This window comes from Sporosarcina pasteurii, assembly GCF_041295575.1.
Classification (GTDB): Bacteria; Bacillota; Bacilli; order Bacillales_A; family Planococcaceae; genus Sporosarcina; species Sporosarcina pasteurii.
The window spans coordinates 2,690,274-2,704,943 of sequence record NZ_CP160452.1 but is presented as its reverse complement, the minus strand read 5'-3'; the positions used below and the strand labels follow the sequence as shown (position 1 = coordinate 2,704,943).

14 protein-coding genes and 1 pseudogene are annotated in these 14,670 nt (G+C 40.5%); 12 read left to right on the top strand and 3 right to left on the bottom strand.

The annotated features are described in order from the left end of the window. Positions 1 to 139 precede the first annotated feature (139 nt). The 7 genes and pseudogenes from AB1H92_RS12980 to AB1H92_RS12950 form a co-directional block, all read left to right on the top strand. A complete protein-coding gene (locus tag AB1H92_RS12980; RefSeq protein WP_115362938.1) occupies positions 140 to 1,519 on the top strand; it encodes an aspartate aminotransferase family protein in 1,380 nt (459 codons plus the stop codon). Positions 1,520 to 1,638: 119 nt separating this feature from the next. After that, complete coding sequence (locus tag AB1H92_RS12975) at positions 1,639 to 2,286, top strand: GNAT family N-acetyltransferase (protein WP_115362936.1); 648 nt, start codon at positions 1,639 to 1,641, stop codon at positions 2,284 to 2,286. A gap of 141 nt (positions 2,287 to 2,427) precedes the next feature. Then, the gene (locus AB1H92_RS12970; RefSeq protein WP_115362934.1) at positions 2,428 to 4,053 is read left to right on the top strand and encodes an amidohydrolase; all 1,626 of its coding nucleotides are present in this window, start codon (positions 2,428 to 2,430) and stop codon (positions 4,051 to 4,053) included. A 139-nt stretch (positions 4,054 to 4,192) separates the two neighbouring features. Continuing rightward, positions 4,193 to 5,533: an APC family permease gene (locus AB1H92_RS12965; RefSeq protein WP_115362932.1), complete on the top strand. Its 1,341-nt coding sequence runs from the start codon at positions 4,193 to 4,195 to the stop codon at positions 5,531 to 5,533. Between the two features lie 48 nt (positions 5,534 to 5,581). Continuing rightward, on the top strand, positions 5,582 to 7,012 hold the full coding sequence (locus tag AB1H92_RS12960; protein WP_172481053.1) for an APC family permease: 1,431 nt from the start codon (positions 5,582 to 5,584) through the stop codon (positions 7,010 to 7,012). Between the two features lie 86 nt (positions 7,013 to 7,098). Continuing rightward, entirely contained in the window at positions 7,099 to 8,400 is a 1,302-nt protein-coding gene (locus AB1H92_RS12955; protein WP_166739459.1) for an ArgE/DapE family deacylase, read from the top strand. An 11-nt stretch (positions 8,401 to 8,411) separates the two neighbouring features. Then, positions 8,412 to 8,546, top strand: a pseudogene (locus tag AB1H92_RS12950) (alanine dehydrogenase); the annotation flags it as partial. A gap of 398 nt (positions 8,547 to 8,944) precedes the next feature. Here AB1H92_RS12950 and AB1H92_RS12945 read toward each other — a convergent pair. Continuing rightward, a complete protein-coding gene (locus tag AB1H92_RS12945; RefSeq protein WP_115362923.1) occupies positions 8,945 to 9,148 on the bottom strand; it encodes a YheE family protein in 204 nt (67 codons plus the stop codon). 74 nt (positions 9,149 to 9,222) lie between these two features. Between AB1H92_RS12945 and AB1H92_RS12940 the strand changes: the two genes are divergently transcribed. The 5 genes from AB1H92_RS12940 to AB1H92_RS12920 all read left to right on the top strand — a co-directional run bounded on the left by AB1H92_RS12940 (position 9,223) and on the right by AB1H92_RS12920 (position 13,746). Beyond that, positions 9,223 to 9,612 carry a ferritin-like domain-containing protein gene (locus tag AB1H92_RS12940; protein ID WP_115362921.1) on the top strand — a complete coding sequence of 130 codons (390 nt, stop codon included), beginning with the start codon at positions 9,223 to 9,225 and terminating at the stop codon, positions 9,610 to 9,612. A gap of 74 nt (positions 9,613 to 9,686) precedes the next feature. Next, a complete protein-coding gene (locus AB1H92_RS12935) occupies positions 9,687 to 10,844 on the top strand; it encodes a DUF445 family protein (protein ID WP_311157246.1) in 1,158 nt (385 codons plus the stop codon). Positions 10,845 to 10,857: 13 nt separating this feature from the next. Beyond that, the gene (locus AB1H92_RS12930; RefSeq protein WP_115362919.1) at positions 10,858 to 11,205 is read left to right on the top strand and encodes a YlbF family regulator; all 348 of its coding nucleotides are present in this window, start codon (positions 10,858 to 10,860) and stop codon (positions 11,203 to 11,205) included. Positions 11,206 to 11,302: 97 nt separating this feature from the next. Beyond that, positions 11,303 to 12,814: a coproporphyrinogen III oxidase gene (locus AB1H92_RS12925; RefSeq protein WP_115362917.1), complete on the top strand. Its 1,512-nt coding sequence runs from the start codon at positions 11,303 to 11,305 to the stop codon at positions 12,812 to 12,814. A 149-nt stretch (positions 12,815 to 12,963) separates the two neighbouring features. Further along, complete coding sequence (locus tag AB1H92_RS12920) at positions 12,964 to 13,746, top strand: enoyl-CoA hydratase (protein ID WP_115362916.1); 783 nt, start codon at positions 12,964 to 12,966, stop codon at positions 13,744 to 13,746. A 107-nt stretch (positions 13,747 to 13,853) separates the two neighbouring features. Here the strand turns inward: AB1H92_RS12920 and AB1H92_RS12915 are convergent, their stop codons facing one another. Both AB1H92_RS12915 and AB1H92_RS12910 read right to left on the bottom strand, forming a co-directional pair. Next, on the bottom strand, positions 13,854 to 14,252 hold the full coding sequence (locus AB1H92_RS12915; protein WP_115362914.1) for a methylglyoxal synthase: 399 nt from the start codon (positions 14,250 to 14,252) through the stop codon (positions 13,854 to 13,856). Between the two features lie 94 nt (positions 14,253 to 14,346). Next, a complete protein-coding gene (locus AB1H92_RS12910) occupies positions 14,347 to 14,532 on the bottom strand; it encodes a YhzD family protein (RefSeq protein ID WP_115362902.1) in 186 nt (61 codons plus the stop codon). Between the last annotated feature and the right edge of the window lie 138 nt (positions 14,533 to 14,670).

The following is a 14,670-nucleotide window of genomic DNA, read 5'->3' as shown; positions in this document are numbered from 1 at the left end:
GAATATTCCGAAATGCAAACGGGATTTACGCTAGTAAATGTAGTGGTATTTGTAAGACTATGTTTCTCGTTAGTAAAGATATAGTCGGTAAATACAAAGCGGACTATATTGCCTAAATAAAAAAATGGGAGGCTTATCAATGACGACGAAAAATACAACACAACATTCAAAAACTGTGGAATTGGCAGAACTGGATAAAAAGCATTTCCTGCATCCAGCGACAAACCCGAAAGCGTTCGTGGAAGATGGACCGGCAATCATCTTTGCAGAAGGTCATGGAGTTACAGTTACGAGTACGGATGGTGAAGAGTATATCGATGGAATGTCAATGCTTTGGAATGTGAACATTGGACATGGCAATCAGGAGCTCGCTGAGGCAGGGAATAAACAATTATCCACCCTTGCCTATACATCACAATTTAAAGGTTTTTCAAACGAACCTGCAATCCGACTTGCAGAAAAGTTGGCGTCATTAGCCCCCGGTGATTTAAATAGCGTTTTTTATACGTCAGGCGGATCCGAATCAAACGATACTGCGATTAAACTTGCCCGTTTTTATTGGGAGTTGAAAAAACAACCAGCAAAAAGGAAGTTCATCGCACTGAATAATGCATACCACGGAGTGACGGTGGCCGCACAAACAGCAACAGGAATTCCGTCATTCCATAGTTTTTCAGGATCCAATATTGATGGGGTGATTCGTGCAACTGCATTTCTAACGGAGAGTGAACGCGGCGATAAAACTGCTCTGAACTACGAAGATTCAATTAGAGCAACGATTGAAAGAGAAGGCGCAGATACAATAGCAGGAATCATTCTCGAGCCTGTTCAAGGGGCGGGCGGTGTAAATATTCCACCGGAAGGTTACTTGAAAGCGGTTCGTGATTTATGTGATGAGTTCAATATTTTGTTCTTGGCAGATGAAGTGATTACTGGTTTTGGACGGACTGGAAAGTTTTTCGGTGTAGAAAATTGGAATGTCGTCCCTGATATGATGTCCATTGCCAAAGGATTGACAAGCGGATATACCCAACTTGGCGGAGTCATGATGAATGATGAAATCAAAGAAACAATTGCAAGCTTCGATGCTGTCGTCCCACACGGTTTCACATATAGCGGACATCCAACGGCATGTGCGGTCGCATTGAAAAATATTGAGATTATGGAGCGAGATCGGATTGTAGAAAATACAAAAGAGATGGAGCTTGAATTGAAAAAAGGTCTGAAATTCTTGGAAGAGAAGCATCCGATTGTTACAAATATCCGGGCAATCGGTCTGTTAGCAGCGTTTGAACTATACGAAGATCCAGAAAAAGGAAAGCTTTTTAACTCCACTGTATTCCCGGCAAACGCAGTTGTCGATGCTTGTTTTGATCGTAAATTGATTTTAAGGGCACTCGGAGGACAAAACCAAATTGTTGCCATCGCGCCGCCATTAATCATTAATAAGGAAGAAATTAATAAAATGATTCGGATTATTGATGAAGCAATCACAGAGTTTAGAAAGACATTGAACTGAGGGAAGTGTAGTTAAATCTTTTGAGATGCGTATGCAGGAAACGGCAACGCATCTCGATGTCATGACCAGTCGTCTTAATGATTTCAAGAATACCGACAAACGAAAAGGAGTTATAGGGTATGACAAATGTAAAATTGGATAATAACGTTCAAGAAATCGTTGTGCGCAACATTGTACTAGAAGATCTTGATGAGGTCGCTGCTCTTTCCGCGAAATGCTTCGGACCGGATATGTCATTGAAACATGAACACTTTGTCAGTCAGTTGGAGTTATTTCCAGAAGGTCAAATTTGTGTTGAATATAAAGGTGAAATTGTTGGAACGGCTTTAAGTTTAATTGTGAATTTCGAAGATTACGGAGAAAAACATACTTATTATGAGATTTGCGATTTAGGGTATATCCGTAATCATAATGCGAAAGGACGTAATCTTTACGGCATAGAAGTCGGGGTGAATAAACAATTTAGAGGAATGCAATTAGGCCGTCGCCTTTATGAGGAACGAAAAAGGATTTGTAAAGACTTGAACTTGGAAAATATTTTGATTGGCGGCCGGATGCCTTTCTATTACAAATATGCCGAGCAAATGAGTGCAGTAAAGTATGCGCAAGAAGTGATTAGAGGGAATATATATGATCCGGTTTTAACATTCCAATCGAAAAATGGGTTTAAACTGAATAAAGTGATTGCGAATTATTTACCTGGGGATGAGGAGTCATTGGAATACGCGACACTTATGGAATGGGAAAACGAAGAATACAGACTATAAAGCGCTACTAAAAATCGTTGATGTCCAGAATTTGTACTCACCAGTTGGGATGTATTTATAAAAAATGTAAGCGTTACCATAATTAGGTGTTTCCTAATTGATTGAATGGGTATTGAAAAAATAAGCGGGGGAGTAGTTGAAATGGTTTTTGCAGATAAAGTTATTTCGAGCGAGGCAATCTTCACGGGATTAGACAATGAACCAAAGCCAGCCGCGCTTGCCATTAAAGGCAATAAAATTTTAGCTATCGGAACAAAAGAGGAACTTCAGTCATCCGTAGGGCCGAATACAGAGCAGTCTGATTTTGGAAATCAATTAATCATGCCCGGGTTTCACGATGCACATCTCCATCTGATGTTAGGGAGTCTTTTTACGCATGCAAGTATAGACCTATCAAAAGTCCGTTCAGCGGAAGAGGCTTCAGCGCTTGTTAAGCAGTTTGCAGATGAAAAGAAAGAGGATGAGTGGATTTTTGGATATGGTTGGGACCAAACGAATTGGGATGTTCAAGAATTTCCAAATCGATTTCATTTAGATGATGCCGTTTCAGATCGACCGACGATTCTCTTCCATGCTGAAGGACATTACACATGGGTAAACACAAAGGCGTTGGACGTTGCCGGCATTACAAAAGAAACAGCCGATCCGGAGTACGGCGCCATAGAGAAGGATGATGGAGGGGAAATAACAGGGATATTGATTGAGACGGCCACGAATTTGGTGTCAGATATCGCGCTTGCGATGCCTGAGGAAAAACAAAAGGAACTGCTCGAAGCCTTTTTAGTACAAGCCACACAATTAGGGGTAACCTCAGTCAATGATTTGTATGCGAGCAGCTTTGACCGTTTGAAAAATTGGGATATGTATAAAGCATTTGATGAAACAGGAAAATTGACGACACGTATCCACCTCTACCCAGCCTTGGACGGGGATATTGAACAAGCGAAAGTGATGCGTGAAACATACACATCGGAAAAGTTGAGGTTTACAGGGCTTAAACAATTTATCGACGGTGTCGTGACAGGTCATACAGCTTATATGCTTGACCCTTATGTCGACCGCCCAGTGACGAAGGGGAGTCCGGCTTTTTCTGAAGAGACGATGAGGGATTGGGTATTGACTGCTGACAAGGAAGGGTTTCAAATCCGTTTTCATTCGATTGGAGACGGGGCAGTTCGACTCGGTTTAGATCTTTTCGAGGAAGCTCGGCAAATAAACGGGAAAAGAGATTCCCGCCATGCGTTAGAGCATATCGAAGTAATCCACCCGATGGATATTCCAAGGTTTAAAGAGATTGGTGTCATACCATCTATCCAGCCATCACATTTGGCACTCATGCCGAAGGAAAGTCATACATTACGTGTCCAAGAAGAGAAAGCACCGTACATCTATCCTTGTAAAACTTTACATGATGCTGTTGAACAAATCGCCTTTGGAACCGATTATCCAATTACGACATTAGATCCGCTAAAAGAAATTTATCATGCTGTCACGAGAATGGATTTCACCAAAAAAGAAGTGTGGAATGAAAAAGAGCAAGTGACTTTGGCGGATGCGTTAAAGGCTTATACAAGGGGAGCAGCTTATAGTTCATTTAGGGAGAATGAGCTAGGGACATTGGAAGAAGGAAAGCTCGCCGATTTAATTGTATTGGATCAAAACCCATTTGATGTTCCAGTCGAGAAGTTACAAGCTATCGAGGTGGTGTTAACAATCATGGATGGAGACGTTGTTTTCAATAGAAGCGATTTATATGTAGATGTATAAATCTATTCTGACAGGTTCTTATAGTATAGTACCTTCCGTGGGGCGTGTTTCCCTCATTATTACTGATTATTCAGTCACCCTAAGCCGGTTATGGACTTATTCATCTTTTTGACACTATACGTGATGGAGTGGATACAAAATGAAAGAAAACGTTCGATTATCGAGGTCACTTTCACTAACCGCAGTCGTTGTTTATGGAATGGCATTTATGGCTTTAACGACAGTATTTAGCACGTATGGAATCGCCTCGCAACTATCACACGGCATGGTTGCCGGGGCGTATGTCCTTGCATTAATTGTCATGTTGTTTACGGCTCATAGCTATGGGCAAATGGCTAAAGCATACCCGGTTTCTGGATCCGCCTACACGTATGCCCAAAAAGCGATAAACTCACATGTTGGCTTTTTAGTAGGGTGGGCGATTTTGATGGATTATCTCTTCATTCCAATGGTCAACTTTTTATTGTTCGGGATATTTTTCTCCGCGGCAATACCGGAGATTCCATCGTTTGTTTGGATACTTCTATTAATTGTCATCGTTACATTTGTGAACATCAAAGGTGTTAAGCTCGGAGCGAACGTCAACATGATTGTGATTGGTCTGTCATTGCTATTCCTTGCAGTATTCTGTGTGTTGTCGATTAAATCAATTTTACAAGGTACAGGAACGGGGATGTTGGTGAATCTCGAACCATTTTTTAGGGCAGATGAATCATTTAAATTTATTGTCGCGGGTGCCGCATTGTTATGCTTCTCTTTCTTGGGCTTCGATTCGGTATCCACTTTTTCAGAAGAAGTGAAAAATCCCGAAAAGAATATACCACGCGCTATTTTTCTAGTTACGATCATCGGGGGACTATGTTTCATCACCGTATCTTACATCGCACACAATATTTGGCCGAATTATAAAGGTTTTACAAATGCCGACGCGGCTGCTAATGAAATTATTTTATTGGTTGGTGGGAATGCCTTGCAAGCTGCATTTTTAGCGATAACAGCTTTGGTCGTTTTCGGTTCAGCTTCCGCTTCACAGGCAAGTGCTGCACGTGTTTTATATGCAATGGGACGGGATGGACAATTGCCTAAAACATTTTTTGGCAAACTGGATGAAAAGACAAAAACCCCAGTGAACAATATTTTACTCATCGGCTTCCTATCCTTATCCGCTTTGTTTTTAAGTTTAACGTTTATCGCATCTTTCATTAATTTTGGTGCACTGCTGGCCTTTACTGCAGTCAACCTTTCAGTAATTGCTTTGTACTTCATAAAAAGAAAAGAACGTTCGTTTAAAGGAGTCATCATGTATTTAATCATTCCTTTAATCGGGGCGTCTATGACAGCTTGGCTGCTTTTCAATCTAGATGCTTATTCCAAAATACTGGGTGGCATTTGGTTCGGAATCGGAATGATCTATTTATTTTCCATGAAGAAAAGTTTTAACAAGAAAGCTTTATCGTTAAATCTCGATGAACCTGTTTAACAACGAAGGAAGTTAGCAATCTGTCAATTGGAAAATAGAGGGGGATGGATGGTGGAGAGAACCACACTGAAAAGATCTCTTGGGGTTTGGGCAATTGTCGCACTTGGACTTGGATATATGACACCGACAGTCGTCTTCGATACATTCGGGATTGTCTCAAAGCTGACGAATGGGGTTGTCCCGACCGCATATCTGGTGGCATTGGTCGTCATGGTATTGACGGCAATCAGTTATGGAAAGATGGTCAAAGCGTTTCCGCAGGCTGGTTCAGCCTACACATACGCCCGGGAAACGATGGGACCTCATTTAGGATTCCTTGTAGGATGGGCTTCGTTATTGGATTATTTACTGCTGCCTATGGTCAATGCTTTGATTATCAGAATTTATATGGAGTCATTATTTCCGAATGTGTCGGTTTGGATTTGGGTTATCTCTTACGTCGTGCTCGTTACGGCCATTAATATGTACAGTATGCAATCCACGTCAAGCGTGAACATGATACTCGTTGTTTTTACACTTGTGCTCATTGGGACATTCTTGATTCTTGCGACATTTCAATTTGCCAATGGGATGGGGGAAGGGACACTGCTCACAATCAATCCCTTGACTAATGGGAATATGGAACTGGCGGCTATCTTGACTGGGGCAACCGTCGTTGCGTTCTCATTCATCGGTTTTGACGCAATCACGATGTATACGGAAGAAGCGAAAGACACATCGACTGTGCCAAGAGCAATTTTATTGACTGTCATGATCGGCGGTTTGATTTTCTTCGTCGCATCTTATTTCACTCAAGCGCTATTCCCAGATGTGTCGAGGTTTAATATGTTGGATGATACATTGCCTGAAATCGGACTTTATGTAGGTGGTCAAGTATTTCAACTAATCTTCCTAGCAGGCGCATTTGGAGCGACGTTTGCTTCGGGATTAGCATCGCATGCAAGTGTATCGCGTTTGTTATACGTTATGGGTCGAAACGGGGTGCTTCCGAAAAAAACTTTCGGTAAGTTACATCCAAAGTTCAGAACACCAGTCTTTACAATCGTGTTGACGGGAGCCGTCTCACTATTTGCGGTAGGACCGGATTTGGAATTAATTGCTTCCGTCATTAACTTCGGTGCATTAATTGCATTCACGTTTGTGAACTTATCGGTCATTGTCCATTTCTATATTCGTCAAAAAAGAAGAACGGCAAGTGGTACATTCAAATACCTCATCATGCCGACACTAGGTGCTTTAAGTACAGGACTTCTTTGGTCACACTTACATGCTGATGCATTTATCGGCGGTCTCGTCTGGATTGTCATCGGGGTCATCTATATGCTATTTATCACGAAATTCTTTAGAAAAGAGCTGGGCAGTATGGATGCTATTGAAGATGATTCAGTTGTCTCGGAAGTCTTCAAGAAGAAAGAACTTGTTGTTGGGAGTACGATTGAAGGTATTAATTTAGCGGATGAAGAGATTGTTAAAAACTAGCTGGGTGAAGGAGTATCAGGGGGAAGAAAGCCGCTCGAAGAATTTTCTTCTTTTTTGTAAACATGCGCACACGAGGAGAGATAAGGTTGAAAGAGAAAATTCGAAAGTATATTAATGACAACAAAGAAGAATTATTCAAGACTATTCAAGAAGTTGTACGCATTAAAAGTGTTGTAGGTAACGAACAGGAAATGCAAGCTTACATGAAGAAGAAATATGAAGAGCTTAACTTAATCGTTCATGAGGTCGAGCCGAACTATGAAAAGGTATCTTCCCACGAAGCGTTTATAGATTCAGGTATTCCATTTGAAAATCGAAGAAATATTATCGGTATCTATAAAGGTAAGAAGATGGGGAAATCCTTAACAATCAATGGACATGTAGATGTCGTTTCGCCCGAACCTTTGGCAAACTGGACGAGAGATCCGTGGGGGGGCGATATCATCGGAAACAAGTTATATGGCCGAGGCTCAGCGGATATGAAAGCGGGACTTATTTCGAATTGGTTTGCATTGAAAGCGTTAATTGATTTAGGTTATCCGATTGCCGGAGACGTTCAATTGCATTCCGTCATTGAAGAAGAAGCGGGTGGTGGCGGGGGAACTTTAGCTTGTTTAGAAGAAGGATTCCTAACGGATGGATATATTTCTACTGAACCTCATAACTTAAACATGACGATTTCCCACGCAGGTATCATGTACTTCCGTGTGCATGTAATAGGAAGGACAGCTCATGCTGGTTTAGCGCATGAAGGTATAAATGCGATCTCAAAAATGATGAAAATCTTCAATGCATTGGATAAGCTGAATGACTTGCGGGCAAATAATGTGAAGTTTGAGTTGTATGAAAAAGGTTCAGGTCAATCTGTCCATTTAAATTTAGGCGTGTTGAATGCCGGCGATTGGGTTTCAACTGTTCCGGGGAAGGCGACGCTAGAAGGCCGGATCGGGTTCATCCCAGGAGAAACCCGTCATGATATTAAACAGCTTGTGCACAATACGATTATGAAAGCTGTTGAAGGTGATGAGTGGATGGATAAAAATCCTCCGATGCTTGAGTGGTTCGGATGGTCGACGGATCCATGGTATCAAAATCCCGAAGATCCTTTCGTAAAACTATTTCAAGAGACCGCGGAGGATGTCATGAATCGCAAAGTAGATATTATCGGAAGAGCGTCTGGAAATGACGCACGGTTTACACAGTATTACGGTAAACAAGGACTTTGTTTTGGTCCAGTTGGCGAAAATATGCATGGGCCCGATGAATGTGTCCACTTGGATAGCGTCGTAGAAGTGACGAATGTACTGGCGAATTATGTTATTAATTGGAGTGAAAGCGCAACGATTCTTAATGAAAAAAAGTGCAAAACTTATATGAAAAATGCTTAAGAGGACTGGAAATGAGAATTGGTATCCCAAAAGAAATCAAAAACAATGAAAATCGTGTGGCGATGACGCAGAGTGGTATGGAGACATTAACATTCGTTGGTCATGAGGTCATCATTGAAATCGGGGATGGTTTGAAGCTCGGTTTTATAAAATAGGTCTATTCGCGCGTAGGGGCGACCATTTCGAAGAACGTAAAAGGCAATAAGTATTTTAGCATTTGAACCACAGGTTGATCTTTGACGAGGTTGGCCTTAGTCAAGTGACTGATGCAACAAGACTTATTCGATCTGTCGGTGATTTTTCGTTTTGTAAGGGGTAACCTCTTTTTTTGTAGAGATTACCCATTTTTTTTGTTGATCCGGTCGCTAATCGGTCATTTTCGCGAGCTTGGATTTATTTTCTTTTTCTTGAAAAAAGAAAGATTAATAGCAGGACAGCAATAATCCCTACAATGATTAAAATTTGAATCAAAAATGAAAAAATAAGAATTCTCCGTTTCGTATTCACTCACAAAAATTCACTTCCAACAAAACTATGTACATGTTCAGTCGTACACATGAAAAGTCATTAATTCATGAATCATCTTCTTTACATTCTCCTCTTCAAACGGCGTCTCACCTATCCAGTTAATTTGTCCGTCTGGTAAATATTCACCTGCGTATCTGTTGTTCTTGAAGAAGAAGGAAAATGTCCAACCTGGTAATTGCGTATTTTCAAACATAGATTTGTACTGAAAATGTTGTAGCATATTTAATTTCCCCTTTCATATGATGTACGTCTATCGCATAACTTAAGAATAAAGACATGCGAGAGGGTGCTCAAGTGTTTATTGATCAATTAAAACAGTCCATTGAGGATGAATACAGAGCGTATCATTACTATAAATCGATGTACAAATTAACAGATGATCCGCTTTGGAAAGCTTTTATTGAACATGCCTATGAAGATGAAAAAAGTCATTACGAAATGTTGCAACAACTCCATTATATGCTGACTGGGTCATTTGTTCAAAATCCGAAGAAACGTTTACCTTGCTATGCATTAAAAGACGGTGCAAAACAAGCACTTCTTGATGAATTAGAAGGTATTGAAACGTATAAGCTCATGCTGCTGACCGTGCCGATTCAACAAGCGTATAATCCAATCTTTATTGCCATGCATGATGAAATGGAACATGCGATCCGGTTTTCAACGATGTATAACGCTTTATAAATCATAAAATGTGCGCCAAGTTTTTCCGTTCGACACAATTCTGTTATAATTGGAATGTAACGACACGGAAAAAGGTGAAGCGATTGAACTTTTTATGGACATTGTTGTTTATGGCATTGATTGGCGCATTAATTGGTGGGTTTACGAACCATTTGGCCATTAAAATGCTATTTCGACCACATGAAGCAAAATATATCGGTTCGTGGCGTGTTCCTTTTACGCCTGGGTTAATTCCGAAACGTCGGGATGAGCTTGCAAGACAATTAGGGAAAACGGTTACGAACTATTTATTAACCCCTGAAACATTTAAGAAGAAATTATTTACACCTGAAATGGAAGAGAAAACGGAGAACTTCCTTCAAGAGAAATTAGAAACGTATATTTTTGAGTCTGACCGAACGATCCATGATTGGTTCGAACTCGCGGGTGCTACGAATATTGCAGATAAAGCAGAACAGAAAGCATTGTCGGTATTAAATGACCAACTGGAAACCGTTCGTACAAGATTAACGACGGGGACGGTTGAAGAAGTACTTCCAGAAGCGTGGCTTTCAGAAGCAGAGAAGAAAATCCCACAAGTGACAACGTATATATTGCAACAAGCGGATGGGTATTTTCAATCTTCTGAAGGAAGAGCAATGCTTCAAAAGTTAATCGATGATTTTCTTGCATCGAAAGGGACACTTGGAAGTATGGTGAATATGTTTTTCGGAGAGTCCGATAAATTGGTCAGCAAAGTGCAGAAGGAAGCGTTGAAATTTATTGCAGCACCGGGTACTTTCACAATGCTGAACACTATTATTGTCAATGAATGGACAAAACTACAGAAACGTCCTGTTGATGAACTGCTCGCGGATTTTGATTGGGATGGCTTATTTAATTCCGTGACAGAGTACGCGAAAAGGGAATTGGATGTGGAAAGACGTTTACAACAACCATTATCCGCCTATTGGCCGAATGGGGCAAACTGGACGGCAGTCAATTTGACACCGACTTTAACAAGGTTTGCGTTTGACCAAGCAGAATTGCAATTAGAAAAGTCTTTACGTAAGTTAAAAATAGATGATATGGTTAGAGAACAGGTCAATTCATTCCCCGTAGAAGTACTAGAAGATTTAGTGCTCGGTATTTCTAGAAGAGAGTTTAAAATGATTACTGTGCTTGGTGCAGTGCTCGGGGGAGCGATTGGAATCGTACAAGGCCTAATTGTTTTTGTAACGAACTTATCTTAGGAGGAACTACAAAATGACAGTAAACATTTACGACGATTTAAACCGATTAGAAGCAACGTTCAGAAAAACAGCAGAATTTGCTGAAGTGAAAGAAGCAGTAGATGTTGTAGCGGCTGATGAAGAGGCACTAGCAATGTTTAAAAACTTCCGTGAAATTCAAATGCAAATGCAAGAAAAACAAATGCAAGGTGAGGAAATTGGCGGCGATGAATTAGAGCACGCACAAAAAGTTGCGCAACTTGCACAAGGCAATGAAAAAATTATGAACATGCTTCAAGCTGAAATGAAATTAAGCGGACTTCTTGAAGAAGTGAACCGTGTACTTATGAAACCTGTTCAAGAGTTTTATGAGAAGCTTTAATCATAAACTAAAACCGGCATTTGCCGGTTTTTTATTGTTCTTTTATAGAGTGGATTTGATACAATGTTTGAGACTACAACGTTAAAGGTTGGTAACTATGCAAAAAATAAAAGTAGATGCATCATTTGCGGAAGATTGGATTCGGATGTTTGCACATTTGGCGAATTTATTCTTCGAGCAATGTGAAATTATTACAAAGGAAGATTCTGAAGCGATGGATGTTCACTTTACAATTGAGCATCAGCCGAATGGTGAAATTGTTGGACAGGCAAAACTCATTACAAAAGAGTCTGAGTTTGTCGCAACGTTTTCGGAACAAGCAGTTGAAGGGGAACAAAGGCTCATCAATCGTCAACTAAAGCGTATTCATTCACATGTTTTCTTGGAAGTATTGGAACAAGCAACTGAGATGACACAGTCTTGGGGGATATTAACGGGCATCCGTCCGATGAAACTTTATCATAAATATCGTCAAGAAGGGCTTAGTTCAGAACAAGCGATTGAAAACTTGATGACGAACTACCGAGTGTCTCGCGAAAAAAGTGAATTGCTTGCGCATATCGCCTCAATTCAAAAGAAAGCAGTCCCAGACTTATATGACTTGAAAAAAGAAGTGAGTATCTATATCGGAATTCCATTTTGTCCGACAAAATGTGCGTATTGTACGTTTCCTGCTTATGCCATTCGTCGAACAAATGGACGAGTCGATTCATTTTTAGATGGCTTGCACGAAGAAATTCGTGAAATGGGGAAATGGTTATCTGAAAAGGATATGACCATCACAACGATTTATTTTGGCGGTGGCACACCAACTTCCATTGAAGCAGAAGAAATGGATGCCTTATACAAAACGATGTATGATTCATTCCCAAATATGGACAAAGTAAGGGAAATCACTGTCGAAGCAGGTCGCCCGGATACAATCACGCCTGAAAAAATTGACGTGTTGAAGAAATGGGGCATAGACCGAATCAGTGTCAATCCGCAATCTTATACAGATGAAACGTTAAAGGCAATTGGTCGCCATCATACGGTTCAAGAGACAATTGATAAGTTTTGGCTATCTAGAAATATGGGCATGAAAAACATTAATATGGATTTAATTATCGGATTGCCCAATGAAGGCATGGAAGAATTTGAACATTCCTTGCAAGAAACGGCGAAAATGCAGCCTGAGTCGCTTACAATTCATACATTATCATTTAAGCGGGCATCTGCAATGTCACAAAATAGAGAGCGATATAAAGTTGCGGACCGCAAAACGGTGGAACGAATGATGAAGCGCGGTGAGAAATGGACTGCTGAAAACGGCTACCATCCTTATTACTTATATCGTCAAAAAAATATCTTAGGCAACTTGGAGAATGTAGGGTACTCAAAACCAGGTGAGGAAAGTATATATAATATCGTCATTATGGAAGAAGTGCAGACGATTATTGGTGTTGGTTGTGGAGCCTCGAGTAAATTTATTCACCCGGAAACAGGGAAGATTACACAGTTTTACAATCCGAAAGATCCAGCAGCTTATATTATGACTTATGACGAATCGATTGAGAAGAAATTAGCACACTTAGATGCGATTTTCCCGACTGTGGAAAAACCAGTGTAGATGAATGAAACTCTTTTATGTGGAGAAAAAATGATACTCCGCATGAAAGAGTTTTTCTATTTTAGGAACAAAAAATAAAGGAGTTTAGTTAAGTAAGTCGAATAGTATTAAGTGAATCACTATTCATTTATTTGAAAGAGGTGGGGGAATTGTCATATCAGACAATAAAGTTAAAAAAAGAAGGGCGTTTAGCACAGTTAATCCTTAATCGTCCAGATGCGATGAATGCGATGGATGAGGTAATGATGAAAGAGTTAGCAGATGCTTTTGAAGCACTACAGCAAGATCAATCTGTGCAAGTATTGCTAATCCATGGGGAAGGACGGGCATTTTCGGCAGGAGGAGATATTAAGAAAATGGTAGATCCGACGCGGCCGATGGAAATTGATAAAGTGATGGTAGACGTATCTCGCTTAGCGCTAGCATTATATCGTTTACCGCAAATTACAATTGCAACTGTCCATGGCGCAGCGGCAGGATTAGGATTTAGTTTAGTGTTAGGATGCGATTATATTATCGCAGAGGAAGAAAGTAAGTTAGCGATGAACTTTATCGGAATTGGCTTAGTGCCTGATGGGGCAGGACACTTTTTCTTAAAGGAACGTGTGGGCGTTCCGGAAGCGAAGAAAATCATTTGGTCCGGGAAAGTGATGCAAGGGAAAGAAGCGCTAGAAGTCGGCTTAGCTGATGAAATTGTCGTTGAAGGGCAGGCATTAAAAGCTGGCAAACTTTATGCAGAAAAGTTATTAGCATCGCCAATTGCGGCAATGATTGCAACGAAGAAAATATTGCACGACGGTAAAATCGCAGATCTCGAAAATATTCTTAAGTTGGAAAGTGAATCACAAATCGCGATGCGGAAAACAACTGATCATATAGAAGGAATAAAAGCTTTTGTTGAAAAAAGAAAGCCTGTGTTTGTAGGAGAGTAATAAAAACACCGAACACCATCTAACTAGGAGGTGTTCGGTGTTTTTGTATCAATCAAAAATACCGAGTATGTACCCGAGTGACTGTCGAGTATATACCTGGTATTTTTTTATTGCTTCATATGTTTTCGCCAATCAAAATCGCCGCTTTCAATCGACTTAAGAAGAAGCTCGGCGGTTGCGCTATTTGTTGCGAGTGGAATTCGGTAAACATCACAAAGTCGCAGCAAAGCACTTACGTCTGGTTCGTGGGGTTGAGCCGTGAGCGGATCGCGGAAGAAAATAATTAAATCGATGTCATCCGTTGCAATCATCGCCCCGATTTGTTGGTCGCCCCCTAAAGGTCCTGACATTAACCGTTCGATTTTTAAGTTCGTCTCGGCCATAATTCTTTTACCCGTTGTGCCCGTCGAATAAAGCTCCTGCTTTTGAAAAAAATGTTCGTATGCAATGGTGAAGTTGACCATCTCATTCTTCTTTTCGTCATGGGCGATTAAAGCAATCTTCATAACAACACCTCTTCTAATCATCAGTTTACATGTATCAACATCACACGACGCAATTTTAAAAAATCTCTCGAAAATTGTGTCGTTACCAAAAACATTAGCTATGAAATAGGATCAGTTTCCCGGTTGGAGATGCCAGACGATGCGTAGATTCGAGTAGATTTTTTTCTTCCAGAATCGCATGTCCTTTTTCTTTTGCCTCTTCATCATTACCAGCTTCAACAGATTCATCCATAATGACAGTTCCATTTGATTCGTATGCTGTTAGTTTGTACACTTTCATGATTTTCTCTCCCCCATTCATTGACTGCTTTTAGTATACTATGAAAGATTTTAAAATGGAACTTGTAAAATCGGCTTGACGCGCATCGAATGTAAAGTAGACACTACCTGTAGTATGCATGACTTAAGCACGAATCAA